The sequence below is a fragment of the Allobosea sp. 05T422_2 genome (assembly GCF_056396265.1).
This window is the reverse complement of the sequence record NZ_JBFTLD010000019.1, coordinates 22,038-46,903: the sequence shown is the minus strand read 5'-3', so window position 1 is coordinate 46,903 and position 24,866 is coordinate 22,038. Positions and strand designations below refer to the sequence as shown.

Here is a 24,866-nt window from a genome sequence, read left to right as displayed (position 1 = left end):
CGATCGGCCTTTCCTCGTTCAGGATCAAGCGGCAAGGATGACGCCTTCGTCTGGCCGGAGCAGCAGCACATCGTTCTCGATGAGGGGCGCCGCGGCGAGCGTCGAAAGCAGCAAACGGCAACCGGTTGTGTCCCTGGGTAACGCCAGGCGCTGCGGCTGTCCGCCGAGATTGAGCGCGATGATCAGCCGCTGAGCGCCCTCGCGCCGCTCATAGGCAAGGACGTCGCCGTCGGATTCCAGCAGCGCGAAGGCGCCGACCGCCAAGGCCGGATGGTCGCGCCTGAGTGCCAGCAGCTGGTGATAGAGCCGGAGGATCGAGGCAGGCTCCGGCATCATCCGCGCGACATTCCGCGTCGGCCAGTCCGCATTGAGTGGCAACCAGGACTGGGCCGTGCTGAAGCCCGCATGGGCGCTTCCATCCCACGGCATCGGCGTACGCACCGGATCGCGGCCCAGGCCGAGCCCGGGTTCACGCAGGCCGCGCGGGTCGTGCAGCTGTTCGGGCGGGATTGCGACATCGCTCAGACCGAGTTCGTCCCCGTAGTAAAGCGTCGGACCGCCCCGCAGCGTCAGAAGCAGCATCGCCGCGACGCGGGCTTGAGCCTGTCCAAGCCTGGTGGCGACGCGGGGCCTGTCATGATTGCCAAGCACCCAGTTCGGCCAACCGCCCGGCGGAAGTGCCGCCTCGTAAGTGGCGATGAGCGCAGCCATCGCGCGCGCCTCCCAGACGGCCTCGATCAGTTGGAAGTTGAAAGGCAGATGCATTTCCGGCCGTTCACGTCCGTAATAGTGCATCAGGCGATCGACCGGCAGATAGATCTCGCCGATCAGCACGCGCTCACCGCGCCCGGCCGCGCCGTACCCGTCGGCAATCGCGCATCTCGGCAGCGATCACATGGACTTCCGCCTGGTCGGTCGAATGGAGCTGGAGCACGCGGTGCATCTCGGCGAGCGCGGGGTGATAGGCCGGGTTMGGCGGATTGTCCGGGAAGCTCCCTGCCTTGATCAGGTGCCAGAGTACGTCGATACGGAAACCGTCCACGCCACGGTCGAACCAGAAACGCATCACGTCGTACATCGCAGCCTGGACGGCGGGGCTGCGCCAGTTGAGGTCCGGCTGCTGCTTCAGGAAGGCGTGGTAGTAATATTGGCCGGTGGCTTCGTCCCATTCCCAGGCCGAACCGCCGAAATCGCTCACCCAGTTATTGGGCGGCCCGCCATCGGGAGCGGCATCGCGCCAGAGATACCAGTCGCGTTTCGGATTATCGTGCGAGGAGCGGCTCTCGACGAACCAGGGATGCCGGTCGGAGGTGTGGTTCGGGACGAAATCGAGCAGGATCTTGATCCCGCGCGCATGGGCCTGGGCGAGCAGATCGTCGAAATCGGCGAGCGCGCCGAAACGCGGATCGATGTCGCAGTAATCGGCAACGTCATACCCGAAATCGACCATCGGCGAKGGATAGATCGGGGAAATCCAGATCGCGTCGATCCCGAGGCCGGCGAGATAGTCGAGCCGTTGCCCGATACCCCTGAGATCGCCCATGCCATCGCCATTCCCATCCTGAAAGGAGCGGGGATAGATCTGGTAGATCACGCCGCTCTGCCACCAAGGCGCGGTCATGGGAGCGGGATGCCAGGAGCGGCCGCAGCGGCGGMGCGGTCGAGCGCTTCCTTGTTCAGCCGCTGATCCTTGAACCTGGCGGAGTTGGCGTCGCGGGCTTGAATGATGGCCTCAGTCTCTGAGCTGATCCGGTTGCGTGACAGGGATCGGGTTTGCGTCTTGAGGGATGCGGCTTCCGCCTGGGTGCGGGCTCTGGTTTTTTCGGACAGCGGCTTCTCCCGATCGGCGCTAAGCCAATACCACCGGCGGATATGAAAAAGGCCAGGCGTTGAACCTGGCCCTTCCTTCCAACCTCATGACCGACACCAGTACATCCGTGGCTATCGGTGAAGCTGAATAGCGATTACGCGGCTTGCAGCTGCTCGGCGGCCATCTTGCCGGATTTGGCGTCGCGGACCGCTTCATAGCCAAGCTTCTGGCCTTCGACGATCTCGCGCATACCAGCGCGTTCGATGGCGGAGATATGGACGAAGACGTCCTGGCTTCCGTCATCTGGCTGAATGAAGCCGAAGCCCTTGGTGGAATTGAACCATTTTACTGTGCGGGTGCTCATCACGAACTCTCCTTCTGGCAATACTTGTCGGCCACCGAGCGAATGCCCGATGGGTTCACCACGATTTTCGAAGGGGGTTCGTCAGGCGCGCATAAACACGCGGAGAAAACAGCCAAAAAATTATCGACAATCAGACAGTAAACGAATTATCGAAAAAGTAAACAACAAGTTTCATTACGGAAGAAATCAAAGAACAAGGTGCTTGGCTCGAGAAAGAATTGACCCTGTTCAGCGATGCCCGTTCGTCATGACGTGAAATATCGGTGCCGATGATGCCGAAATTGCCGAGGAAGCCCGGAAAGCTGAGAGTCCGCCTGAGGATGATCTGGGTTGGCGGAGCGCCCGCTTGAGCCGCTGCGCTCGCTGACGGGGAGCACGGGCTGACCCGTGARTTGACGAGGCCTCAATGTAAATTTCAAAAAACAGCAGAGAATGGCACTGCGGTGAAAAGAAAATCTGTGATCGAAAAAGATGATACTGTTGGTCATCGGACAATTTTATTCCGATGAGGAAAGATAAAATCATGAAAATCCCAGCAGAACTGAAGCCGGCCGCCTGGGGCGCCGTCGGTGGAGCTGTCGCGCTTGCAATTATCGGCTTCAGCTGGGGCGGCTGGGTCACGCAGGGTAGGGCGGAGCGCGACGCCGCGGCGCGTTCCAGCACGGCGGTGATCTCCGCCCTCTCGCCGATCTGCGTGGTCAGGTTCCAGCAGCAGGCCAACGCGACCGAACAACTTGTCGAGCTGAAGAAGATCGGCTCATGGCAGCAGGGCGAGTTCATCGCGAAGGGGGGATGGGCGACAATGCCGGGTAGCTCGTCACCCGATTCCGATGTCGCCAAAGCCTGCGCCATCGCTCTCGGGCTGACCAAGACCTGAGGTCACTCCGGCGTCGGGTGGCCGCTTGCGCGTGGCCCCTTGTCTTCGTCCGCGGATGGGCGGCTTTCGATGCCCAGCCGCGCGCGATAGGGGATTGTCCCTTCAGGCCTTCGGAAACCAGATCAGCCCGGCCGGCTTCGGGATAAGGCCGATTGGCTTGCCGGGCTCCAATCCCCTGGCATCCTCAGGCGGAACGCTGGCGACGATCGCGCTGCCGTCGCCGAGCCGGGCATGGAGATTGGCGATCGCGCCCTGATAGGAGATCTGCTCGACGGTGGCCTTGAGGCTGCCCGGGGAGGCGTGATCGGCAAGCGCGATCGCCTCCGGCCGCAGAAGGGCTTCGCCCTGGGCACCGGGTACCGCGGCGGCGCCGGGATCGTGCAGGCGCATCTCCAGCCCGGCCGCAAGCTCCGCGACGGCGTCCTGTCCCTCACGGCGCAGGATCCGGCCGGCGAGGAAGTTCGCCCTGCCGATGAAATCCGCGACGAAGCGATTGGCCGGCCGTTCGTAGATCTCGCTGGCCGAGCCGATCTGCTGCAGCTGGCCGTCCTTCATCACCGCGATCGTGTCGGCGATGCTCATGGCTTCGGTCTGGTCATGCGTCACGAAGATCGAGGTCAGCCCGAACTCGCGCTGCAGACGCGACATTTCGAGGCCTGTGCTCTCGCGCAGCTTGGCATCGAGATTGGAGAAGGGCTCGTCGAGAAGCAGGATCGACGGGTTGATGACGAGCGCGCGGGCGACCGCCACACGCTGCTGCTGGCCGCCCGAGAGCTGGCGTGGAAGCCTGTCTGCGAGGCCCGACAGCTTCAGCTTGCCCAGCATCGCCGTCACGCGCTGTTCGCGCTCGGCGCGCGCCACGCCGCGTCGGCGCAATCCGAAGGCGATGTTCTCGGCGGCGCTCAGATGCGGGAACAGGGCGTAGTTCTGAAACACGAGGCCGGTGTCGCGCTTATGCGCCGGAAGGGTCGTGATGTCGCTGTCGCCGACGCGGATCGAGCCGGATGTCGGCGCGATGAAGCCCGCCACCATCCGCAGCGTCGTCGTCTTGCCGCAGCCGGAAGGGCCGASCAGCGCGAGCATGCGGCCTTGCGGGATTTTTGCGCTCATGTCGGCGACGGCGACCGCCGAGCCATAGGTCTTGCGCAGGTTTTGAAGCTGGATGTCCATGGTCAGTTCCGGCGGCCTCCGAAGGTGCCCAGCAGGTGATAGAGGATCATCAGGCCGAGCGTCGCCAGGACGAGCAGGCCAGAGACCGCTGCAACGGATGGCTCGAAGCCGAGCTGGACCGCCGAGTAGATCATAACCGGCAGCGTCGGAGCCCCGGGCTCCGCCAGGAACAGCGCCAGCACCACCTCGTCGAAGGAGGTGATGAAGGCGAGAACCGTGCCGGCGACGATGCCGGGCCGGACCACCGGCAGAACGACCAGGAAGAAGGCGGCGACCGGCGAGGCCCCGAGATTGCGCGCGGCCTCCTCGAGGCTGCGGTCGAAGCGGCGCAGCACCGGCAGCGAGACGCGCAGCACATAGGGTGTGCAGACGATCACATGCGCGGCAACGAGCTTCCAGGAACCGGCAAGAAGGCCGGTGCGCGTGAAGAACAGCGTGAGCCCGACGGCGAGCACCAGGGTCGGCAGGATGAGCGGCGAGAGGAAGATGGCTTCGAGCAGCCGCCGGCCGGGAAAGCTGAAGCGGGTCAGCGCATAGGCCGCCGCGACGCCAATGGTGCAGGCGATCAGCGCGCTGACGAGCGCAATGCGCAGGCTGACGGCGAGCGCCGAGAGATAGCGCGTGTCATGCAGCGCGGCGGCGTACCATTTGAACGTCAGTCCCCGGGGCGGGAAGGCGAGGTAGCCGGTATCGCCGAGCGGTGCGGCGACGACGACGAGGATCGGCAGCAGCAGGTAGACGAAGGCGAGTACGGCCAGCAGCAGCAGCACGAAGCCGAGCGGTGAACGGAAGGAGATCGTCATCGCGCCGCCTCGCGTTCGCCACGGCCTTCGAGCAGGGCGCCATAGGCCAGGGACAGCGCGAGCACGGTGACCAGCAGGATGGTCGCCAGCGCCGCGGCAAAGGGCCAGTCGAGCAGCTCGATCGCCTGTTCGTAGATCGCCGTCGCCATCACATTGGCCCGCGCGCCGCCGACCAGGCTCGGGGTCGCAAACGCGCTGATCGCCAGCGAGAAGACCAGGAGCGAGCCGGCGACGATGCCGCCGCTCGCAAGCCGCAGCGTGACGAGGCCGAGCGCGACGCTTGGCCGGGCGCCGAGGCTCATCGCGGCATATTCCAGATCGCGGTCGATCGACTTGAAGACGCCGTGCAGCGTCAGGATCATCAGGGGCAGCAGCACCTGCGCCAGCGCGATGATGACGCCGGACATCGTATACATCGTCTGCACCGGCCGGTCGGCGAGCCCAAGCGCCATCWGGCCGTGGCTGAGGAGCCCGTCGCGGAAGAAGAGCACCATCCAGCCGAAGGAGCGCACCACGGCGCTGACCAGCAGGGGGAAGGTCGTGAGCAGCAGGAGAAAGCCCGCCCAGCGCGACTGTGCGCGGGCGAGCAGATAGGCGGTGGGCACGCCGAGCACCAGCGYGATGGCGGTCACGGCCGCACCGAGCCCGAGGGTGCGCCCCAGGATTTCCCAGTAATAGGAATCCCCGGCAAAGCGCTGATAATGCGCGAGCGTGATGCCGGTTGCGTCGCTCGCGCTGATCGCCAGCAGCGACGCCTGCGGCCAGATGAAGAAGACCGCGTAGACGAAGGCGCAGGGAGCAAACAGGAGGACGGGCGCGAAGAGCGCCCACCGCGGCCCGCTGCTGCGCGTCGCTGCCTTGGTCACCGTGCGATTTCCCGGTTCCAGCGCTCGATCCAGGAGGCGCGCTTGGCGTTGATCTTGTCGCGGTCGAGCTGCGCGAGCTTGTCCACCGAGGGAACCTCGCCGGTCAGATCGGCCGGGAGCTTGGTCTCGGGGTTCGAGGCGGTCCAGCGCATCGTGCGGGCGATTTCGATTTGTGCCTCAGGCTTCAGCATCGCGTCGATCGCGGCATTGGCGATGTCGGCATTCTTGGCGCCCTTGGCGACGCAGGCTGTGATGAAGACCGCCGGGCTGCCTTCCTTCGGCGTCGCAAAGGCKACCGGCAGGCCGGCCTGCTGCAGCTTGAACGTATTGCCGGTGTCGTAGGGCATGATCCAGATATCGCCCTGGCCGAACAGCGTCGGCAGGTCGGAAGCCGCCTTGAAGATCGTCTCACCCTTGATCTGCTTCATCGCCTCGAAGCCGGGCTCGATATTGTCCTCGCTGCCGCCAAAGGCCTTGGCGAGCATGACGAGGAAATCGACACCATAACCGTTGGTGATCGCCGGAAAGGCGATGTGACCCTTGTATTCCGGCTTCAGGAAGTCCTTGTAACTCGTTGGCGGAGTGGGAATCTTGTCCTTGCGGTAGACGATTCCTTCGGCGATCACTGCCCAGGTCACCCAATGGCCGTCCGGATCCTTCAGCCCCGCCGGGATCTGTCCAAGCCGGGAGACGCCCGAGAGCGGCTGGCTCAAGCCCTCGCTCTTGGCGAAGGCTTCCTGGCCGCCCGAGAACTGGAACAGGTCGATCTGCGGGTTGCCGGCCTCGGCCTTCATGCGGGCGAGCGCAGCCGCCGACTGCATCGGCACTTGCGTCGACGAGGCGCCGGTCGCCTTGTCGAAGGGGGTGAAGACGGCCGACTGGATGATGTCCATGGTCGAGCCGCCGAAGCCGGAGCTCACCAGCTTGCGGCCGGCGAAGGCTTGAGCCTGGGCCTGGCCCGAGGCAAACGGCAATGCCGTCGAGGCGGCGAGCGCTGCAAGAAGCTGGCGCCGGTCAAGAGAGCTGGTACCCATCACGATCCCCTGTTTGTTGGACCGGGCATCCGAACCCGGTCTGGAATTACCGAGTTCAAGTGCAAGGCTCAGGCCGCGTCATATCCCTTGGTCCCGACCAGCTCGAAAACCTGGTCGCCATTGTAGATCGGCATATGCGGGCGGCGGATCGAGCCGACCCAGGCCTTCTCAACCGGGCAGCGCACCTCCTCGACGACATCTCCGAAGAGATCGACGATATCGGCGAGATGCTGGTCCTTCACCACGTCGTCGCCAGGCCCGACCTTTGGAATGAACAGGCCGCCCTTGATCGCCTTGTGATGGATCGCGTCGCCGCCGAGGCGGAACTGCGCCGGCAGGACCGGCGCGCCCGGCAGCATGCCGCGCGCCTTGCAGACATTGAAGATCGCCAGGGTGAGGCGATCGAGATCCTCGGCGGTCACGCGGGCGCCGCCGCCGCTCTCGACGATGAGCGAGGGCTTGCCGCTCCTAGTGTAATGCGTGAAATGGCAGCCCGACAGGCCTTCTTCCAGCGAGTTCCAGACATTCGGCGCGCCGCAGGCGCGTCCCAGCCGCTCGGACTCGATGCCCTCGGGCGTGCCGTTATTGTGGAACAGCGTGTAATGGCAGGTGATCGTGRGATCGCCGCCCGAATGCAGGTCCAGCATCGCGTCGGAATGGGCCAGCGACAGATCGAGCAGCCGGTGAGCGAGCTGATAGGTGTGGTGGCCGCGCGGATCGCCGGGGAAGACGCGGTTGAGGTTGTAGCCGTCCTGTGGGGTGAGCCGGTTGTAGCCGCGGAAGCCGAGCGGATTGGCCAGCATCAGGCAGACCACCCGGCCGGAGAGCTCGTTCAGGTCCACCGTCTTCAGGAAGCGCTGGATCGCGAGCGGGCCAACCACTTCCGGGCCATGGATGCAGGCCTGGAGCCAGAGCGTCGGGCCGTCCTTGCGCCCTTCGGCGATCAGGACCGGCGAGTAGATCGCGCCATCCGGATAAGAGCCAAGCTCGACATGGCCGCGGGTGATCTCCCCCTTGGCCGGTTTGGCTGTCCCGATCATCATTGGCTCCGCTCTCTCGTTCGCGGCTGTGCAGTACGTGCTCGCTGTTGTTATGTATCCTGAGTCGTCCCATATATGTCAACACTGTTATCTCTAATGGAACAGCAATGAGCTCGCTCGAAAATGGACTGCGCATTCTCTCCCTCGTCAGAGAGGAGCGACCCGTGTTGCGTGTGGGCGAGGTCTGTCGCGAACTCGACATGCCGAAGGCCTCGGTCTCGCGGCTGCTCAAGACGCTCTCCGAGGCCGGCCTGCTGGAGCGCGAGGAGCGTGACCAGGGCTATGTGGTCGGTGGAAAGGCGCTGGATCTGGCCGCGCTCTATCTCGCGCGGCACAACCTGCTCGATCTCGTGCGGGTCGCTATCGACGATCTGGTTCGCGAATTCGGCTTCACCGGCCATGCCGGCATCGTCGCGGGTCACGAGCGCGTGCTGCTCGTCGCGCAGCAGGGCACCTATGCGCTGCAGCACACCGGCTCGGTCGCCGAGCGCAAGCCAGCCTTCGATTCGATCATCGGACGGGCGATCCTGGCTCGCCTCGATGACGCGCAGGCGATGGCGCAGCTCGATGCCCAGGGCAAGCTCGGCATCCGCGCCAGCATGAGCGACGACGATGTCAGGGCCGAGTTCGCCGCCATCCGCAAGGACCGGATCGCCCGCTCATCGAGCCTGATCACGCCGGGCATCTCCTCGATCGGCGCAGCCATTGCCGATCCCGGCCGCAACGAGATCATGGGCCTGTGCCTGTCGTTTCCGACGATTGCGGCCGATGCGGCGATCCAGGACCGCATCGCTTTGAGCGTCGCAAGGCATGCGCAGGCGATCGGCCTGCGCATGCGCGATCCGGTCTGGTTGCAGGGGGACTGACCGGAGCGGCCGGCGGGGCGTTTCAGCGAGCCCCGCCCTGGGCGCGAGGGGGCATGGTCCGGGCCGGATTGGGCGCGGCTGGTCTGCGCTTCGAGGCACCGCGACCGCGATGGCGGGGCGGATTGGGGGCGTCAGGCCCGCCAGGAAGCGGCCATGCCGCTCCACGCCGCGCGTGAGATGAGCGTCGAAGCGTTTGGCGAGGGAATGGAGCAGGGCCAGGAGTTTGAGGGTACGCTGCAACATTCATGACGGCACGCATTCTGTCGGTGCGCATCTCTTCACGGGATGTACCTGACAGATATTGCGCGTCATTCTGCTTGCGATGTGCTTCTGCAGAGCGCGCCATAAACGCTCCATAAGCCACCCGCCGGGCCGTTCTGCGCCCGGCATGTCAGCAGGGTTTGGGCTTGTCGATGCGAGCCCGGCCGGGCGTTCCCGGGCACGCGGCGCCCTTACGTGAGGCCCATGCCGATCCGCATCGAATCCTTATGCGGAACCAGCCGAGACTGTGACGGTGGTCGCGCCTGACCGTCCTCCCGAGCGGGACAGCCTGTCGGGACGATGGCCCGCAGCGACGTGCCACGATCGATGGTCTGACAGGGTGAGGTTTCCGATGGATCACTGGCTTCGCGGGATGTTCACCCCGTTGGTGACGCCCTTCAGCGGCAATAGCCTGGACGAACCAGCCTTCCTGCGACTGGTGGATTGGCAGATCCAGGAGGGCGCGGACGGCATCGTTCTCGGCTCTGCCAGCGGCGAAGGCTCGACGCTGACGGATGAGGAGCGCATGCGCTTGCTCAGGCTGGCGCGGGCCGCTGCGGGGCCGGTCTATCCCATCATCGCGGCGGCCGGGTCGAACGCGACGGCGCAGAGCATCGCCGATGTCCGCAACGCCACCGCGGCGGGAGCCAATGCGATCCTGCTGCGTCTGCCCTATTACAACAGGCCGACCCAGGCCGGTCTCGTCCAGCACATCCTGTCGGTTGCCGCCGCGACCCCCTTGCCGTTGATCATCGACAATGATCCCGAGCGCTGCGCGGTCGAGCTCGCGCCCGAAACCCTGGCCGAACTGGCGGCGACGCCGACCATCATGGGCGTGCTCGAGCGTCGCGGCGACGTCGCGCGCTGCGACCGGATCATGCGCAGCTGCAGCCGGCATTTCATGCGCCTGACCGGTGCCGGCGACACCATCCCCGCCTATCTTGCCTCCGGCGGCTGCGGTGCGATCACCAGCATCGGCAATCTTGCGCCGCGGCTGCTGGGCCGGATCAGGGAGGCCTGCCGCATCGGCTCCTTCGAGCAGGCGCAGATCCTGCAGCGCCGCCTGGTTCCGCTCCTCGGCCTCACCGCCCGGGAGCCGGACCCCGTCGCCATCAAACTGGCATTGTCGCTCCAGCATCCCGGCATCAGCCCCGCCTGTCGGCTGCCCCTTGTCACGGCGGCCGCGTCGCTCGTCGAGGACCTGACCTATGCGCTCGATGATCTGCCCCGGCCGATCAACGGCCGCGCGGTCCATCGGCTTTCCGCCGCCTAGATCATCGGACCGGAAATCGCTTCCGGACCGATGATCTAACCCTTTGTGTTTGCATCGGCTTTCCCGAAAACCGCAATCCACTTTTCGGGCCGATGCTTTAGGCGCGGAACCCAGCCCTGCCTCTGAAGGAACCACCGTGCCGGTGATGCCCCTTACGCCTGCCTTATGCCGCTGGATGAGAGCTCGCATAGCGAGCTTACGGGGAGAAGGCCGATCATCCGCTTTTCGCATGACGGAGGCGAACATGGTCACCTATGAGGCATCCCTGAGGCGGCGACGCGAAGCAGTCTATCGTGCCTCGCGCCGCCATCGGCCGTTCGGCGGGATCGCGCGCGACCTGTTGCAGTCCCTTGTCCTGCTGCTGCTCTTGGCCTGCATCCTGGCGGTCCGGATCAATTTTACGGCACCGCACTAGGCGCAGGCCGGAAGCGCGGCTGCCGATGCAGGATTGGCGCACCATATGGTGGGCATGCCCACCGGCATCAGGGAGATTGCCATGAGCACCCTCAGGTCTCCGGGTGAGTTCGAGCTTCTGCCGGACCCCGATACGCTGACGGCCTTGCAGCTCTTCAAGGCTCCGATGGTGGTTCGCTATGTCCTGGCGGTCGCGATGACCGTCATCGCAACCGTGGTGGCGGTCGGGCTCGACAACGCGGTGACGATCCCGAACCTGTCGCTCGTCTTTGTCGTCCCGGTGGTGATCGCGGCGGTTTTCTTCGGGCTGGGACCCTCGCTCTGCGCGGCTGTCCTCGGGGCGCTGTCCTATAATTTCTTCCTGACCGAGCCGCGTTTCACGCTGCGCGTCGACGACCCCGCCAGCATCTGGGCGATCGGGCTGCTCTTTGTCGTCGGTCTGATCACAAGCGCCGTGGCCTCGACCGCCCGCCGCAGGGCAGACGATGCGGTGCTGGCGCGGCGGCAGGCCGGGATCGTGCGGTCCTACAGCCGGGACATCGTCGCGGCCGGCGAACCCAGGGCGGTCTTCTCCCGCACCGCCAATGCGCTCGAAACCCTGTTTCAGGTCCCGGTCATCGTGATGCTGATGTCCGAGCCCCTGGGCGATTTCGTCGAGAGACGCGGCGCCATCGAGCCTCGCGAGGTCGACATCGACGCGGCGCGCTCGTCGCTGACCACCGGCGCGGTTTCGGCGGCCGACGTCTACCCCTTCAATGGCTCGCGCTTCGATTTCTGGCCGGTGATGACGTCAGTGGGAAACCGCGCCGTCATCGGGCTGGCGTTCGATCCCGAAGAGCGCCCGCCGCAGCCCGGCACCCTTGTCGAAATCATCGCAAGCCTTCTCGCCCTGGCCCTCGATCGTCAGCATCTCCGGACCGGGTCGGACAGCGTCGCGGACGGGCAGGGGGCATCCTAGGCCTTCCCCTGCCGTTGTGGACGCCTACGAGGAACTCCGTCCGATCAGCAGCGCTGCCCGGTAGCTCGGTTCKCCATACCGGGCCATGCGCTCCAGGACTGAGATATGGATGGGAAGGTCGAGCACGTCGGCCTCCGTTTCCAGTGCGTCCGTCTCGATCCAGGGATCATTCAGCAGGAACAGGTCGTCATGGACGGCGTGGACGACAACCCAGTGGGGCGCTGTCCGGCCGTGCGTTTCCATCTGGTCGATCAGAACGACGGCAATGGCACCCTCGGCGATGGCGTCGCGCAGCTCCCAGCTCTCGAAGGCGCGATGTTCGACATCGATGCCGGAGGCGAGCACCCGGCTCTTGAAGTCGGCCTGGACGAAGGTCATCAGCTCGCGCTTGGCCTCCGTGTTGCCGCGGTCAAGCAGGACCGGCTCCGAAGCGCTCGTGAACAGCCGGAGCGCATAGCCGCGCGCGGCAACGGCCAGTGCGAGCCCATACGGGTCGCAGCCGCCCGGACCCGTCAGCCCGATGACCGTCGTGGCTTCGCGCCACAGGGCGATTTCGAGCTGGCGATCGGGAACGACCGCGGGCTCGAGGCCAGCAAAGGCCATGGCAAGTGAAGCGGGGCCGCAGGTGAAGCCGGTCGATTGCGGGTAGAGCGGTGCGACCGGCTTCGGCGGCCGCTGCGCGTTGCGCAGCTTGCGCTCGGTGTAGACGGAGCCCTGTTCGGCAGCCGCAATACCGGTCAGCCTCCGCAGGGCCGGCGGCAGCTCGTCATCTCCGGTCGCACTGGCAATCCGCCAGGTCAGGATATCGGCCTCGAGCGAGATCAGTTCAAGCGCGGCGACCAGCGCGCGGCCAATCTCCTCGCCGGCGCCATTCGCGTCCGCTGGATCGACCCAGAACCTGACGATGCGCAGCATCGCGGTCGTCCGGCGGCGAAGCCCGGCGAGAACTCCGACAATCACGGACCCTTGTCTTGCGACGAGAATGAGCTGCCCGGGTGCGGACAGAAGAGGGCCCAGGCGGCTGGTGACCTCCGCCGGCAAGCCGTGCGGCGCGTCCTGGCCGCCGGGAATGCGCGTGACCTCGATTGCTGGCATGGTCAGTTGGTCCCGATGCGAGAGCCGGAGGCGGCCGCAGCACTGCGATAGAGCGACAGCAGCTGGGCGGTGCGCGGCGCATGCCGCGGGGGTTGCGCCGCGGCCGGAGTCGATGCGAGCTCGCGCCAGCGGTGGCAGGCAACCGAGCGCCCGTCATCGCCCGGTGTGAGCGCAGGCACTTCGCGCTGACAAAGCGCGACGGCGAATGGGCAGCGCGGATGGAAGCGGCAGCCGGACGGCGGATTGAGCGGGCTCGGCATGTCTCCGGACAGCACGGCGCGGCTTCGGCGTGCGCCAGGTCGCGCAACCGGCGCGGCGGCCAGAAGCGCCTGCGTATAGGGATGCGCCGGGTGGGCGAAGATCGCGTCCTTCGGGCCGATCTCGACGATATTGCCGAGATACATCACGGCGACGCGGTGGCTCAGGTGCCGGACGACGGACAGCCCGTGCGAAATGAAGAGATAGCTCAGTCCGAGCCGTTCCTGCAGGCTCCGCAACAGATTGACGATCTGGGCCTGGACCGAGACGTCGAGCGCAGAGACCGGCTCGTCGCAGACGATCAGCCGCGGCTCGACGGCCAGCGCACGCGCGATCCCGATGCGCTGGCGCTGTCCGCCGGAGAACTCGTGCGGGTAGCGATCTGCATGTCTGTCGGCGAGGCCGACCAGGCCGAGCAGCTCGGAGACCCGGGCGGCAACGCTGTGCCTGTCGGCGAGGCCGAAGAGYAGGGCGGGCTCGGCAATCAGCTCGCCGACCGTCATGCGGGGATTGAGCGAGCCGTAAGGGTCCTGGAAGATCAGCTGAACATTGCGGTGCAGGGCGCGCCGCTCGCTTGACGACAGGGTCGCGATATCTCGCCCCTCGAACAGGATGCGTCCGCTGCTGGGGGCCGTCAGCCCGACCAGCATTCGCCCCGCCGTGGACTTTCCGCAGCCGCTTTCGCCGACGAGCGACAGGGTTTCGCCCGGCGCGATCGAGAAGCTGATGTCGTTGACGGCGCTCAGCCTGCGCCTTTGCCACGGCCATGTGCCTGCGACGCTGAACTGCTTGCTCAGCCCGTCGACGGTGAGAAGCGTGGTGGCGGCATCCGCAGCCGGCATCATGCCTGCCCTTCCTGCATGAGGGTTTCCAGAAGCGGTGTGCGCCAGCAGGCGGAGGAATGCCCCGGCCTGACTGTGCGGAGTGGTGGGACCTGCGTGCTGCACCGCGCAATGGCGAACGGGCAGCGGGGCTGGAACCCGCAGCCGGGAGGCAGGGCCAATGGATCGGGCGGGCCGCCCTCGATCGGCGTGAGGGGCTCCTCGTCGCCCTCGATCGCCGGCATCGAGCTGAGGAGGCCGACGGTATAGGGATGCTCGGGGCTGTCGAACAAAGCCCCGACCGGAGCGGTCTCGACGATGCGCCCCGCATACATCACCGCGACACGGTCGGCCATCTCCGCGACGACGCCGAGGTCATGGGTGATGAGGATGATGGCGGCTCCGGTCGTGGCCTTCAGCTCCCGCATCAGGTCGAGAATCTGGGCCTGCACGGTCACGTCGAGAGCCGTTGTCGGCTCGTCGGCGATGAGCAGCCTGGGACGGCAGGCCAGCGCCATTGCGATCATCGCCCGCTGGCGCATGCCGCCGCTGAGCTCGTGCGGATAGGCCTTGACCCGCGTCTCCGGCGACGGAATGCCGGTCAGCTGCAGTACTTCGATCGCCCTTGCATGCGCCTGGGCATGGCTCGTCGGCTCATGCAACTGGATCGCTTCGATGATCTGGTCGCCGATCGTCTGGACGGGATTGAGCGACGTGTTGGGCTCCTGGAAGATCATGCCGATCTGGCCGCCGCGAATGTCGCGCATGGCATGGGCGGGCTTGGCGACGAGGTCCTCGCCGCGAAACAGGATCTGCCCCGCCGTGATCTCGCCCGGCGCAGGCACGAGCCTCAGCAGCGAGAGCGACATGATGCTCTTGCCCGAGCCGGATTCTCCGACGATGGCGAGCGTCTCGCCGGCGCCGACGGCGAAGTCGACCGCGTCGACCGCCATCACCTTGCCGGCAGCGGTGTTGAAGCAGACGCGCAGTCCGCGGACCTCGATCACGGGTGTCTCAGTCGTCATCGGCGCAATTTCGGATCCGTGAGGTCGCGGAAGGCGTCCCCGAGAACGTTACAGGACAGCACGATCACGAAGATCAGCAGGCTGGCGGCGGTCGACACATGCGGCGCCAGGAAGATGAAGCTCCGCCCCTCGGCCGCGATGCTGCCGAGTTCCGCGGTCGGCGGCTGCAGGCCGAGGCCGAGAAAGCCGAGAGCCGCTGCGAGCAGGATCGTCTCGCCGAATTGCAGCGTGCAGTAGACGACGATCGAGGCCGCGCAATTGCGCAGGAGGTAGCGATGGATCAGCGTCGCGTCGGATAGCCCGATCACGCGGCCGGCCTCCATATATTCCKCCTGCATGACTGTCGCGGCCGTCGCGCGGGTGACGCGGGCAATCCGGGGCGAGGCCGATAGCCCCAGCGCGATCACGAGGCTGTCCATCCCGATGCCGAGCATCGCTGCGAGCGCGAGGCCGAACAGGATCGAGGGAAACGAGAGCAGGACATCGACGATGCGCATCAACGGCCCTTCGAGCCGGCGATAGAACGCCGCCAGGAGCCCGATGCTGCCACCGATCAAGGTGCCGATGGCGACCCCGGCGAAGCCGAGGATCAGGGTCGTCCTCGTGCCGTAGAGCAGGCGGGTCAACAGGTCGCGGCCTTGAGAATCCGTTCCGAGGAGGTGAGCGCCGCCGGGAGGACGCAGCCGGAGCCGGAGATTGGTATGATAGGGGTCGAACGGCGTCAGAAGTGGCGCAAACACGGCTGCCGCGACGATGACGAGAAGGAGGATCAGCGCAGCGAGCGCGACCTTGTCGCTCCTGAGGCGCTGGAACATGCCCGGCCGAGACGGGCGAGCAGCTGTTACGGTCGATGCGGGACCCTGGGCGCTCATCGCAGGGCACTCCGGATGCGCGGATCGAGCAGGCCGTAGAGCGTATCGACGATCAGGTTTACGACGATGAAGCCGCAGGCGATCACGAGAATGGCGCCCTGCGCCATCGGGAAATCGCTCGACACGATGGCGCCCACCGCGAGCCGGCCGACGCCCGGCCAGGAGAAGATCGTCTCGGCGATGACTGCGCCGCCGAGCAGCGATCCGATCTGGAGGCCGATGAGCGTCACGACCGGGATCAGCGCCGTCCGCAGCGCATGGCGCGTGACGACCTGGAACTCGGATGCGCCCTTGGCCCGCGCGGTACGGATGAAATCGGCACCCAGCACCTCGACCACCGCCGTCCGCGTCATCCGTGCGACCGGGCCGATGAAGATGACGCCGAGCATCAGCGCCGGCAGTGCGACGTGATGCAGGCCCTGCAATGTCCAGAGCGGTCCGCCACGGCCCTGGAGCGGAAACAGCTGCCAGCGATAGGCCGCAAATTGCAGCAGCAGCAGCCCGACCCAGAAGGCCGGCACCGACACGCCGGCCACCGACAGCGCCATGACCGCGCGATCGAACGCTTTTCCGCGCCGCGTGGCGGCAAGCGTGCCGAACAGGATGCCGAGCGGCACCGCCCAGCTCAGGCTCGCCACCATGAGCTCCACGGTGGGGCCCAGTGCAGAGGCCAGTTCGTCGAGCACCGGGGCGTTGTTGATGATCGAGCGGCCAAGATCGCCCTGGGCGACCCGCAGGATGTAGAGCCAGAACTGCACCAGGATCGGGGCGTCGAGACCCAGCTGGCGCCGGATGGCATCGATTTCGGCCGCCGTCCCCGTGGGGCCAGCGATGATGGTTGCCGGGTCGGTGGGAATGACCTGCAAGAGCAGGAACCCGGCGAAGAGCACCCCCAGCAGGATCGGTAGCGAGCTCAGGAGGCGCCAAAACAGCTGTCGCGTCACGTCAATTCGTCCCTGGGCGCACGGCTTCCGGGCATCCAGGTGCCCCTTGCCGTCGCCTGTTCCACATCCGGCGCGCCGAGCGGCGCAGGCGGCTTGCTCGCCGTTACTTCGCCGGCATGAGGTCCAACCCGTTGTAGAGCGCCGCTCCGCTGATGCCGTGCGGCTTGAACGGCTTGAGGGTGGTCCGCGAGACGACGGTCAGTTTCTCGTTCACCAGCGGTTTCCAGAGCACGGCCTCATGGACGATCGCCTCGGCCTGGGCGAAGGCGCTGTAGCGCGCTTCCGGCGAGGTCGCGCGGTTGCCCTCCTCGATCAGGCGATCGGTATCCGGGTCGTTCCAGTTCATCCGGTTGGGCGTCGGCATGTTGCTGGAGAGGAAGTAGAGGTTCATCGCCTCGCCGGCGCTCAGATAGGGGTAGTTCATCTGGTAGAGATCGAAATCCTGGGTCCGCAATTTGCCCCAGACGATTGTCGCGTCGTAGAGCTCGACCTTGAGATCGATGCCGATCTTGCGCAGATCCCCTTGGATGGCCTCGGCCATCTGGCGATTGGCGTCGCCCGTGAAACCGTAGAAATTCAGCGAGAGCGGCTTGCCGTCCTTCATGCGGACGCCCTTGGGACCCGCGACCCAGCCGGCCTCGTCGAGTAGTGCCTTGGCCCGGACCGGATCGTAGCGGAAGGCGCCGAGCTTCATCCCGGGATTGAAGTCGAGGGTCGCCTTGGAGAAATAGGCGTTCGCCGCCTCGGCTTCGCCGAAGAAGATGGCATCGGCGATCGCGCCTTCGTCGATGGCGAGGCTGATGGCTTCGCGGATGCGCTTGTCCGCCAGATGCGGGCGCGTGATCTTCATGCCGACATAATGGGTGCGGAAGGCCAGGTCGGGATTGAGGAGCCGGATCTTCGGGTTCGCCTGCACCTCGGCAACGGCCCAGGCCGGTACCGAATAGGAGAGGTCGCCTTCGCCGGTCTGCAGGGCGGCGACGAGCGTCACAGCCTCCGGCACGATCTTCCAGACAAAGCGGGCGACACCTGCCGGCCCCGCATTCTCCATGAAGGCCGGCCCCCAGCGATAGGCGTCGTGCCGGGTCAGCACGGTCTCCGTCCGCGGCTTCCAGGAACGGAAGCAGAAAGGGCCGGTCCCATTGAATGCGGAAATGCCGAAATTGTCCTTCAGCGCCGCTGCTTGCTCCGGGTCGATGATGACGAAGTTGAACTGCGTCATCTGATAGAGCAGTTCGGAGTAGGGTTCCTTGAGACGATACTCCACGGTGTAGTCGTCGAGCGCCTTGATGCTCTCGACCTTGCCCGCCTTCCATTTGCTGACGCCGGCGAAGTCCGGATTGAGCCAGCGCTCGACCGTGCCCACGACAGCCGCAGCGGTAAAGCGCTTGCCGTCGCAGAAGCTCACGTCGCGGCGGAGATGGAACGTATAGGTCCGGCCGTCCGGGCTGACCTCCCAGCGTTCCGCCAGGCCGGGGCGAACGGTCTTCAGGTCGCGGTCGAGCGTGACCAGCGTTTCGCCGACCATGTACAGCACTTCTGCTGCGGCGAGCGTCGTGGTGCGTTGGGGGTCGTAGCGATCGGCGTCGCTCGTTCGCAGGGCCGTCAACGTGCTCTCTTGCGCCAAAGCAGCAGCCGGCGCGGCGAGAAGAAGCGCGAAAGCAAGGCTCGCCGCGCGTGACCCGAAAGAATCCAACAAAACCCGCTCCCGTGCGATTGAGCCGCTCTCCCTGCCAGATCCCGCAAACCCGGTTCTGGTGGTCGCGAACGGCATAGTAAGGTGGCTGCCAGCGCCGGCCATAACGATAAGATCGCGTCACTTCATTCCTTCGGGGAATGAAGTTTCAGCCCTTCGGTGCGAGCCGGTTTTCGTCGCGCTGGCGCTGCCGGAACACGCTCACCTCATCGAGGACCCAGCGTCGGAACGCCTGGACTGCCGGCAGATCTCGTTTCCGCTCGGGGCAGACGAGGTAGTAGGATTCCGCGCTCTTCATCGCGCGGGCGAATGGTGCGACCAGCCTTCCGTCGGCCAGTTCGGCTTCGATCATGAAGCGCGGCACGATCGCCATTCCCATGCCGCTGATCGCAGCCTGGATGATCATTTCGAACTGCTCGAAGCGAACGCCGTGGAACGGGTTGACCTCGCTCGCGCCGGCCAGCTGCAGCCAGTCCTTCCAGGCTCGCGGCCGTGCGCGGTGATGGAGCAGGGCGAGCCGATCGAGATCCGCGACCGTGCTGACGGGCCCGTGGGGAGCCAGCAGCGACGGAGCGCAGACAGGAATGATCTCTTCCTCCATCAGCAGGTCGGATGGACCGCCGGGCCAGGGCTTCTCGCCGAAATAGACAGCGATATCGATGTTCTCCTCGACGAGGTCGAAGGGCCAGGCCCGAACGGTCAGGCTGAGGGCGAAACGCGGATGCAGAGCCCGGAAACCGCCGATCCTCGGGGCAAGCCAGCGCGCACCGAAGGTGGGAAGGGTGGCGATGTTGAGTATTCCGCCGCCGCCCTGGAAGGCGAGCGCTTCCATGGTTGCCGATTCCATGATCTCGAGGGCCTCGCGCACCCTGGCGAGATAGAGCTGTCCCGCTTCGGTCAGGACAATGCGCTGTCTCACGCGCTCGAACAGGCGCAGGCCCAGGAAGGCCTCCAGCGACTGAACCTGTTTGCTGACCGCGCTCTGCGAGAGATTCAGTTCCTCGGCCGCGCGGGTGAAGCTCGAATGGCGCGCCGACGCCTCAAAGATCGTCAACGAAGGCAGAGACGGCAGGACGCGGCGCACGATGGGTTCCGGGCGGATCGACAAGGACCGTTCAATAGCGATGGGCCGTTGGGTTGGATACGGCAATTCGCCCGCGGACAGAGCGCATTTGCCCTGCGTCTCCGGCAGTTCGAGCCTCCGTTCCGAAGGGCCAGCTGCTAGTGCCTCAGGATACAGGCCACGCGCGACCCTGCCGCCGTCTCCAGCAGGGGCGGACGGGCCGCGCTGCAGGGCTCGATCCGGATCGGGCAACGGCTGACGAAGGGACAGCCTGGCGGCGGCGAGAGCGGGCTCGGCAGGTCTCCGGTCAGGATGATCTTCTCGCGCCGGCGTTGCAGCAGCGGGTCCGGCAGCGGGATCGCCGAGAGCAGCGCCTGCGTATAGGGGTGCTGCGGCGCCTCGAACATCGTATCGATCGGCCCGCTTTCCATGACCGTGCCGAGATAGAGCACCATCGCCTCGTCGGCGATATGCCTGACGACCGACAGGTCATGCGAGATGAACAGATAGGCGAGGTTGAGATCGCGCTGCAGCTCGAGCAGCAGGTTCAGCACCTGCGAGCGGATCGAGACATCGAGCGCCGAGACCGGCTCGTCGAGAATGAGCAGGCGCGGCGACAGGGCCAGCGCGCGTGCGATCACCACGCGCTGGCGTTGCCCGCCCGAGAGCGCGCTCGGCAGACGCTCCGCGAAGGCGGCGGGAAGGCCGACCCGGTCGAGCAGCTCGGCCACCCGCTTTCGCCGGTCGCTGCGCGTCCAGCCGGCGATGGCGAGCGGCTCGCTGATGCTGGCTTCGATACTCATCTTCGGGTCGAGCGCGGCGCTCGGATCCTGGAAGACGATCTGGATTTCCTGGGCGAGTTGCGCCCGCTCGCGCCCCTTCAGCCCGGTGATGTCGCGGCCATCGAACGCGACCGTGCCACCCGTCGCCTGTTCGAGGCCGATCACGGCATAGGCGGTCGTCGATTTGCCGCAGCCGGATTCGCCGACCAGCGCCAATGTGCGGCCGGCCGCAACGTCGAAGGAGACGCCGTCCACTGCCTTGACCACGCCGCCCGGCGTACCGACGCCGCGACGCAGCTTGAAATGGACCTTGAGATCGCGGACCTGAAGCAGCGGCGATGCGGTCATACCAGCGCCTCGACATGGTCCGAATGCCAGCAGGCGGTGCGATGGCTTTCTCCGACGCAGGCGAGAGGCGGCGGCGCCAGGCAGGCCTCGTCCGCCAGCGGGCAGCGCGTCCGAAAGCGGCAGCCATCGGGCCAGGACCCGGCGCTCGGGACCATGCCCTCGATGGTGCGCAGCACGGCCTTGCGCTGGCCCTGCAGCGTCGGAATCGTGGCGAGCAGGAGCTTGGTATAGGGGTGGTGCGGTTCGGCGAAGATCGGTTCGACCGCGCCGCTCTCGACGATGCGCCCGCCATACATCACGCAGACATCGTCGGCGAGATCGGCAACGACGCCCATGTCATGGGTAATCAGCACGATCGCGGTGCCGACCTCTTCGCGCAGGCGGCRCATCAGGTCGAGGATCTGGGCCTGGATCGTCACGTCGAGCGCCGTCGTCGGCTCGTCGGCGATCAGCAGGGCCGGGCGACAGATCAGTGCCGAGGCGATCATGATGCGCTGGCACATCCCGCCCGAGAGCTCGAACGGATATTGGCGCGCGCGCCGCGTCGCATCGGGAATGCCGACGCGCGTCATCATCGCGATCGCCTCCTCGCGCGCGGCGCTGGCCGAGAGGCCGCGATGCAGGATCAGCGCCTCCTCGACCTGCTCGCCGACACGCATCAGCGGGTTCAGCGAGGCGACCGGCTCCTGAAAGATGATCGTCGCCTCATTGCCCCTGACATCGGAGAGCGCGGCCTCGCCAAGCCCTGTCAGGTCGCGCCCGTTGAGCCGGATCGCGCCGCCCTTGAACCGTGCCGCCTTCGGCAGCAGGCCGAGCACCGAGAGCGCGGTCAGGCTCTTGCCGCAGCCGGATTCGCCGACGATGGCGAGGATCCGTCCRGCACCGACCGAAAGCGAGACCTGATCGATGATGCGGTTGCCGTCGATCTCGACGACGAGATCCTCGATCGCCAGGACGGGGGCCTCGGTCGTGCTCATGCGGTTGCCGCGACGACTGCCGCCCAGGCGCTGGTCGGATGGGCCATGCCGATGAAGCCGCCGACGGAAGAGGTCATCACCGCCGAGGGAATCGAGAAATTTACGGGATAGAGCGTGTCCTCGACGATCTCGACCGGGAAGGCGGTGGCGACGGTCGCGGCGACGTCGGGTTCGGCGCGGGCGTCGATCTTGATGCGCGGCGTCGAGGCATCGATACGCGGGCGATGGAAGGCCTCCTCCAGGGACAGACCGAGATCGGCGATGCCGGAGATCAGCTGGAGCACGGTCGGGAAGATCGTGCGCCCGCCGGCCGCGCCGATGGCGAGCACCGGTCGCCCGTCCTGGCTCAGCACCAGCGGGCACATATTGGCGAGCGGCTTCTGGCCGGCTGCGATGCTGTTCGGCTGGCCGGGGCGTGGATCGAACCACATCATGCCGTTATTCATGATGATGCCGGCATTAGGCAGCGCGACCTTGGCACCGAAACGTGAGAGCAGGGTGTTGGTCAAGGAGACCATGGTCCCGTCGCGATCGACCACGCTGACATGGGAGGTGCAGCCCGCTTGCGGTGTCGCTGCATGGCCGAGCGTGGTCAGGCGCGTGGCATAGGCCTCGCGGATGGCGCTGGCATAGAGCAGGGCCCGTTGCGCAGGCGTCGTCTCGCGCGAGAGCGGGCCGGACGCCAGACGCACCGCCGCATCGAGGAAGCTCGGCCCGCCGCTGAGGCCGGGAATGGCGGCGATGTCGAAATCGCGATAACGCCCGGTCAGCGGCGGCGCCCAGGTGACGTCATAGGCTGCGAGATCGCCCGGCCGGATGGCCGAGCCGCCGGCGGCGAGATCGACTGCCAGCATGCGCGCCGTCTCGCCCTCGTAGAAATCGCGCGCGCCGGACGTCGCCAACCGCCTGAGCAAGGCCGCCTTCTGCACCATCGGCTTGAAGCGCCGCGTATCGGCTCCGGCCTTGGGCGCATGGCCATTGTCGAGCAGCAGGGCGGCGAGCACCGGGTCGCGGGCGATGCCCGCCATTTCGATCGCGATGCAGAGCGCCGCGAACCAGTCGATCTCCAGCCCGCGCTCGGCATGCTCGATCGCCGGTTGCAGCGCTTCCTCCCAGGACAGGGTGCCATGACGCTCCAACGCCGCGGCGAAACCGGCGATCGCGCCGGGAACGCAGATCGCACCATAGCCGGAGACGTTCCGGTCCCCCACCACGGAGGGCCAGGCGAACCAGTTGCCGGTCTGAGCATCGGTGAGCGGATAATCCGCCGGGTCGATGCCGGCAGGCGCACGGACATTGAAATCGAGCGTTTCGGTCGCCCCCGTCCGACCATCGGCATGGACGAGGAAACCACCGCCGCCGATGCCGGAGAGCCAGGGCTCGACCGTGCTGAGCACCAATGCGGTGACGATGGCCGCATCCATCGCATTGCCGCCGCGAGAGAGCACGGCCGCGCCGGCCTCGGCTGCGTGCCGGTTCTGTGCGGCGACGAGGCCATGGGCCGAATGGACGGCAGGCCGGCGGACGGTGAAGGTCTGCATCAGCACGGCGCCTTGAAGCGTCGTGGCGCGCTTGGCTCGGCCAGGCGCAACGGCACGCTGAAGCGCTGGGCATTGGCGCTTGCGGCATGATGGGCCGCGAGTTCGCCTACGGTCGCGATCCAGACGCCGGGCGAAGAGGTCACCGCGTCGAGCAGCCGCTCCAGCATCCTGATCCGCCCGGCCCGGCCGGAAATCCAGTCATGGATCGTCAGCATCATCATCCGGCCCTCGCGATGCAGCATGTGCCACTCGTCGAGCCAGGCTTCGAGGATGCCGCCCTGCGGCGAGGGCGGGGCGCGGTCCGTCGGGCTGCCGGTGAAGCGGAAATAGATCGCGTCATCGACCGCCCAGAGCACCGGAACCTGGGTAATGCCGTCGATCGTGTAGGGATGGTCGAAGCCCATCAGCGAGCTGTCATAGAGGCCGCGCCGCTTCACCTCCGCCAGCATGGCCGGCGTCATCTCCCAGGCCGGCGAGCGGAACCCCTTCGGCACGATTCCGGCCTGGGCTTTGAACAGCGCCAGCGATTCATCGAGCGCGCGGGCGAATTCCTCGGGACCGGCTTCGGTCGCGATCTCGTGGAAATAGCCGTGCAGGCCGATCTCGTGGCCGCGCTCGACGAAGGCCGGCAGCAATTCCGGATGGTTCTTCGCCACCAGCCCCGGCACGAACATCGTCGCCTTGATGCCGTAGCGGTCGAGCAGGTCGAGGATGCGCCAGATGCCGATGCGCGGGCCGAACAGCCGCTGCTCGATCTGTCCGAGCGTGGCGGGCGCGCCCTCGGACAGGTTCCAGAGATAGGGGCTCTCGGCATCGACATCGACGCTGAAGCAGAAGGCGCTGCTCTTGCCGGCCGGCCATTCGTAATCCGAGACGGGAAAGCGCGCAGGCGCAAGGGAGGTTGTCATCGTGCCCTCCACTAGAGCGGGTTCTTCTTGTCCTGATGGACGGCGAGCGAGCCGATGGAGTTGCCTCCGTCGATCGTCAGGGTCGCGCCGGTGACATAGGCCGAGGCGCTGCTGGCGAGATAAAGCAGGCCATTGCCGACATCCTCGCGCGAGGAGGGGCGGCCGAGCGGGATCTGGGAGATCGTGCTCTGGATATGCGCCTCGGTCAGGTCGCTGACCTTGCTGCCGGCGGCAAAGCCGGGCTCGAGCGCATTCACGCGGATGCCGAATTCGGCGAGCTCGACGCCAAAGCCCTTGGTCAGCCGGTCGAGCGCCGTCTTGGAGGTGCAATAGGGCACGACGGTGCGCCGCATCTTGCGCGAGGCGCCCGACGAGATGTTGATGATCGAGCCCTTGACGCCCTGGCGCACCATCTGCGTCGCGATCTCCCGGGTCAGGATGAAGGGTGCGCGCAGGTTGACCGAGAAGATCCGGTCGAACTCTTCCGTCGAGGTGTCGAGCAGGAAGCCGCTGGGATAGATGCCGGCATTGTTGACGAGGATGTCGACCGCGCCCCAGCGCGTACCGATCTCGGCCGCAAGCGCCTTGATCGAGGCTTCGTCGGTCAGGTCGGCCGCCTTGGTGAAGCTCTCGCCGCCGAGCCCGAGCGAAGCCGCTAGGGCCGCAAGCTCGTCTTCGCGCGCATCGGTCAGCGCCAGCACCGCGCCGGCCTCGTGCAGCGTTTCCGCGATCCAGCGTCCGATCACGCCGCAGGCGCCGGTGACGAGCGCGCGTCTTCCCTTGATGTCGTCGAACATGGT

At 66.3% G+C, this 24,866-nt stretch carries 23 protein-coding genes and 1 pseudogene; 5 read left to right on the top strand and 19 right to left on the bottom strand.

The genetic code is table 11. The annotated features are described in order from the left end of the window. Nucleotides 1-24: 24 nt before the first annotated feature. Both AC1DJT_RS05945 and AC1DJT_RS05940 read right to left on the bottom strand, forming a co-directional pair. Nucleotides 25-1,621: pseudogene (locus AC1DJT_RS05945) on the bottom strand (alpha-amylase family glycosyl hydrolase). A 343-nt stretch (nt 1,622-1,964) separates the two neighbouring features. Next, nucleotides 1,965-2,174 carry a cold-shock protein gene (locus tag AC1DJT_RS05940; protein WP_476768954.1) on the bottom strand — a complete coding sequence of 70 codons (210 nt, stop codon included), beginning with the start codon at nt 2,172-2,174 and terminating at the stop codon, nt 1,965-1,967. Between the two features lie 523 nt (nt 2,175-2,697). Here AC1DJT_RS05940 and AC1DJT_RS05935 point away from each other — a divergent pair. Continuing rightward, nucleotides 2,698-3,051: a hypothetical protein gene (locus AC1DJT_RS05935; protein ID WP_441492359.1), complete on the top strand. Its 354-nt coding sequence runs from the start codon at nt 2,698-2,700 to the stop codon at nt 3,049-3,051. Between the two features lie 102 nt (nt 3,052-3,153). On the opposite strand, the gene AC1DJT_RS05930 is transcribed toward AC1DJT_RS05935, so the two are convergent. The 5 genes from AC1DJT_RS05930 to AC1DJT_RS05910 form a co-directional block, all read right to left on the bottom strand. Continuing rightward, nucleotides 3,154-4,221 (bottom strand): ABC transporter ATP-binding protein, encoded by a 1,068-nt coding sequence (locus AC1DJT_RS05930; protein WP_476833709.1) that lies wholly within the window; start codon nt 4,219-4,221, stop codon nt 3,154-3,156. Nucleotides 4,222-4,223: 2 nt separating this feature from the next. Continuing rightward, on the bottom strand, nt 4,224-5,024 hold the full coding sequence (locus tag AC1DJT_RS05925) for an ABC transporter permease (RefSeq protein WP_441508141.1): 801 nt from the start codon (nt 5,022-5,024) through the stop codon (nt 4,224-4,226). After that, on the bottom strand, nt 5,021-5,890 hold the full coding sequence (locus tag AC1DJT_RS05920) for an ABC transporter permease (RefSeq protein WP_476833708.1): 870 nt from the start codon (nt 5,888-5,890) through the stop codon (nt 5,021-5,023). The genes AC1DJT_RS05925 and AC1DJT_RS05920 overlap by 4 nt, the downstream gene beginning before the upstream one ends. Further along, a complete protein-coding gene (locus tag AC1DJT_RS05915; protein ID WP_441508140.1) occupies nt 5,887-6,924 on the bottom strand; it encodes an extracellular solute-binding protein in 1,038 nt (345 codons plus the stop codon). Before AC1DJT_RS05915 ends, AC1DJT_RS05920 begins: the two co-directional genes overlap by 4 nt. 68 nt (nt 6,925-6,992) lie before the next feature. Next, the gene (locus AC1DJT_RS05910) at nt 6,993-7,964 is read right to left on the bottom strand and encodes a succinylglutamate desuccinylase/aspartoacylase family protein (protein ID WP_476833707.1); all 972 of its coding nucleotides are present in this window, start codon (nt 7,962-7,964) and stop codon (nt 6,993-6,995) included. A gap of 107 nt (nt 7,965-8,071) precedes the next feature. Here AC1DJT_RS05910 and AC1DJT_RS05905 point away from each other — a divergent pair, with 107 nt between their 5' ends. From AC1DJT_RS05905 to AC1DJT_RS05890, 4 genes are all read left to right on the top strand, one after another. Then, nucleotides 8,072-8,830 (top strand): IclR family transcriptional regulator, encoded by a 759-nt coding sequence (locus AC1DJT_RS05905; protein WP_441508138.1) that lies wholly within the window; start codon nt 8,072-8,074, stop codon nt 8,828-8,830. 613 nt (nt 8,831-9,443) lie between these two features. Beyond that, entirely contained in the window at nt 9,444-10,364 is a 921-nt protein-coding gene (locus AC1DJT_RS05900) for a dihydrodipicolinate synthase family protein (RefSeq protein ID WP_441492367.1), read from the top strand. A gap of 244 nt (nt 10,365-10,608) precedes the next feature. Next, entirely contained in the window at nt 10,609-10,779 is a 171-nt protein-coding gene (locus tag AC1DJT_RS05895) for a hypothetical protein (protein ID WP_441508137.1), read from the top strand. A gap of 81 nt (nt 10,780-10,860) precedes the next feature. Further along, nucleotides 10,861-11,736: a DUF4118 domain-containing protein gene (locus tag AC1DJT_RS05890; protein WP_476768952.1), complete on the top strand. Its 876-nt coding sequence runs from the start codon at nt 10,861-10,863 to the stop codon at nt 11,734-11,736. A 24-nt stretch (nt 11,737-11,760) separates the two neighbouring features. Here the strand turns inward: AC1DJT_RS05890 and AC1DJT_RS05885 are convergent, their stop codons facing one another. The 12 genes from AC1DJT_RS05885 to AC1DJT_RS05830 all read right to left on the bottom strand — a co-directional run bounded on the left by AC1DJT_RS05885 (nt 11,761) and on the right by AC1DJT_RS05830 (nt 24,863). Then, nucleotides 11,761-12,831, bottom strand: coding sequence for a peptidase C39 family protein (locus tag AC1DJT_RS05885; RefSeq protein ID WP_441508135.1), 1,071 nt, complete (start codon nt 12,829-12,831; stop codon nt 11,761-11,763). 2 nt (nt 12,832-12,833) lie between these two features. Continuing rightward, complete coding sequence (locus tag AC1DJT_RS05880) at nt 12,834-13,934, bottom strand: ABC transporter ATP-binding protein (RefSeq protein ID WP_441508134.1); 1,101 nt, start codon at nt 13,932-13,934, stop codon at nt 12,834-12,836. Next, nucleotides 13,931-14,935 carry an ABC transporter ATP-binding protein gene (locus tag AC1DJT_RS05875; RefSeq protein ID WP_476768951.1) on the bottom strand — a complete coding sequence of 335 codons (1,005 nt, stop codon included), beginning with the start codon at nt 14,933-14,935 and terminating at the stop codon, nt 13,931-13,933. Before AC1DJT_RS05875 ends, AC1DJT_RS05880 begins: the two co-directional genes overlap by 4 nt. After that, a complete protein-coding gene (locus tag AC1DJT_RS05870) occupies nt 14,932-15,807 on the bottom strand; it encodes an ABC transporter permease (RefSeq protein WP_476833706.1) in 876 nt (291 codons plus the stop codon). The genes AC1DJT_RS05875 and AC1DJT_RS05870 overlap by 4 nt, the downstream gene beginning before the upstream one ends. Next, nucleotides 15,804-16,751 carry an ABC transporter permease gene (locus AC1DJT_RS05865; protein WP_441508131.1) on the bottom strand — a complete coding sequence of 316 codons (948 nt, stop codon included), beginning with the start codon at nt 16,749-16,751 and terminating at the stop codon, nt 15,804-15,806. Before AC1DJT_RS05865 ends, AC1DJT_RS05870 begins: the two co-directional genes overlap by 4 nt. A gap of 103 nt (nt 16,752-16,854) precedes the next feature. Beyond that, on the bottom strand, nt 16,855-18,360 hold the full coding sequence (locus AC1DJT_RS05860; protein WP_476768950.1) for an ABC transporter substrate-binding protein: 1,506 nt from the start codon (nt 18,358-18,360) through the stop codon (nt 16,855-16,857). Between the two features lie 235 nt (nt 18,361-18,595). Next, nucleotides 18,596-19,531 carry a transcriptional regulator GcvA gene (gene gcvA, locus AC1DJT_RS05855; RefSeq protein ID WP_476770911.1) on the bottom strand — a complete coding sequence of 312 codons (936 nt, stop codon included), beginning with the start codon at nt 19,529-19,531 and terminating at the stop codon, nt 18,596-18,598. A gap of 137 nt (nt 19,532-19,668) precedes the next feature. Continuing rightward, entirely contained in the window at nt 19,669-20,640 is a 972-nt protein-coding gene (locus AC1DJT_RS05850) for an ABC transporter ATP-binding protein (protein WP_441508128.1), read from the bottom strand. Next, the gene (locus AC1DJT_RS05845) at nt 20,637-21,617 is read right to left on the bottom strand and encodes an ABC transporter ATP-binding protein (RefSeq protein ID WP_476833705.1); all 981 of its coding nucleotides are present in this window, start codon (nt 21,615-21,617) and stop codon (nt 20,637-20,639) included. The genes AC1DJT_RS05850 and AC1DJT_RS05845 overlap by 4 nt, the downstream gene beginning before the upstream one ends. Next, nucleotides 21,614-23,158, bottom strand: coding sequence for a gamma-glutamyltransferase family protein (locus AC1DJT_RS05840; protein WP_476770909.1), 1,545 nt, complete (start codon nt 23,156-23,158; stop codon nt 21,614-21,616). Before AC1DJT_RS05840 ends, AC1DJT_RS05845 begins: the two co-directional genes overlap by 4 nt. Then, nucleotides 23,158-24,066 carry a polysaccharide deacetylase family protein gene (locus AC1DJT_RS05835; protein ID WP_476833704.1) on the bottom strand — a complete coding sequence of 303 codons (909 nt, stop codon included), beginning with the start codon at nt 24,064-24,066 and terminating at the stop codon, nt 23,158-23,160. Before AC1DJT_RS05835 ends, AC1DJT_RS05840 begins: the two co-directional genes overlap by 1 nt. Nucleotides 24,067-24,077: 11 nt before the next feature. Then, nucleotides 24,078-24,863 carry an SDR family NAD(P)-dependent oxidoreductase gene (locus AC1DJT_RS05830; protein ID WP_476769384.1) on the bottom strand — a complete coding sequence of 262 codons (786 nt, stop codon included), beginning with the start codon at nt 24,861-24,863 and terminating at the stop codon, nt 24,078-24,080. Nucleotides 24,864-24,866 lie beyond the last annotated feature (3 nt).

What these genes read in the sequence shown, in the direction of transcription:
- AC1DJT_RS05940 (WP_476768954.1), bottom strand. Translation starts at nt 2,174, where the DNA reads ATGAGCACCCGCACAGTAAAATGGTTCAATTCCACCAAGGGCTTCGGC.
- AC1DJT_RS05935 (WP_441492359.1), top strand. Translation starts at nt 2,698, where the DNA reads ATGAAAATCCCAGCAGAACTGAAGCCGGCCGCCTGGGGCGCCGTCGGT.
- AC1DJT_RS05925 (WP_441508141.1), bottom strand. Translation starts at nt 5,024, where the DNA reads ATGACGATCTCCTTCCGTTCACCGCTCGGCTTCGTGCTGCTGCTGCTG.
- AC1DJT_RS05905 (WP_441508138.1), top strand. Translation starts at nt 8,072, where the DNA reads ATGAGCTCGCTCGAAAATGGACTGCGCATTCTCTCCCTCGTCAGAGAG.
- AC1DJT_RS05900 (WP_441492367.1), top strand. Translation starts at nt 9,444, where the DNA reads ATGGATCACTGGCTTCGCGGGATGTTCACCCCGTTGGTGACGCCCTTC.
- AC1DJT_RS05895 (WP_441508137.1), top strand. Translation starts at nt 10,609, where the DNA reads ATGGTCACCTATGAGGCATCCCTGAGGCGGCGACGCGAAGCAGTCTAT.
- AC1DJT_RS05890 (WP_476768952.1), top strand. Translation starts at nt 10,861, where the DNA reads ATGAGCACCCTCAGGTCTCCGGGTGAGTTCGAGCTTCTGCCGGACCCC.
- AC1DJT_RS05875 (WP_476768951.1), bottom strand. Translation starts at nt 14,935, where the DNA reads ATGACGACTGAGACACCCGTGATCGAGGTCCGCGGACTGCGCGTCTGC.
- AC1DJT_RS05850 (WP_441508128.1), bottom strand. Translation starts at nt 20,640, where the DNA reads ATGACCGCATCGCCGCTGCTTCAGGTCCGCGATCTCAAGGTCCATTTC.
- AC1DJT_RS05840 (WP_476770909.1), bottom strand. Translation starts at nt 23,158, where the DNA reads ATGCAGACCTTCACCGTCCGCCGGCCTGCCGTCCATTCGGCCCATGGC.
- AC1DJT_RS05835 (WP_476833704.1), bottom strand. Translation starts at nt 24,066, where the DNA reads ATGACAACCTCCCTTGCGCCTGCGCGCTTTCCCGTCTCGGATTACGAA.
- AC1DJT_RS05830 (WP_476769384.1), bottom strand. Translation starts at nt 24,863, where the DNA reads ATGTTCGACGACATCAAGGGAAGACGCGCGCTCGTCACCGGCGCCTGC.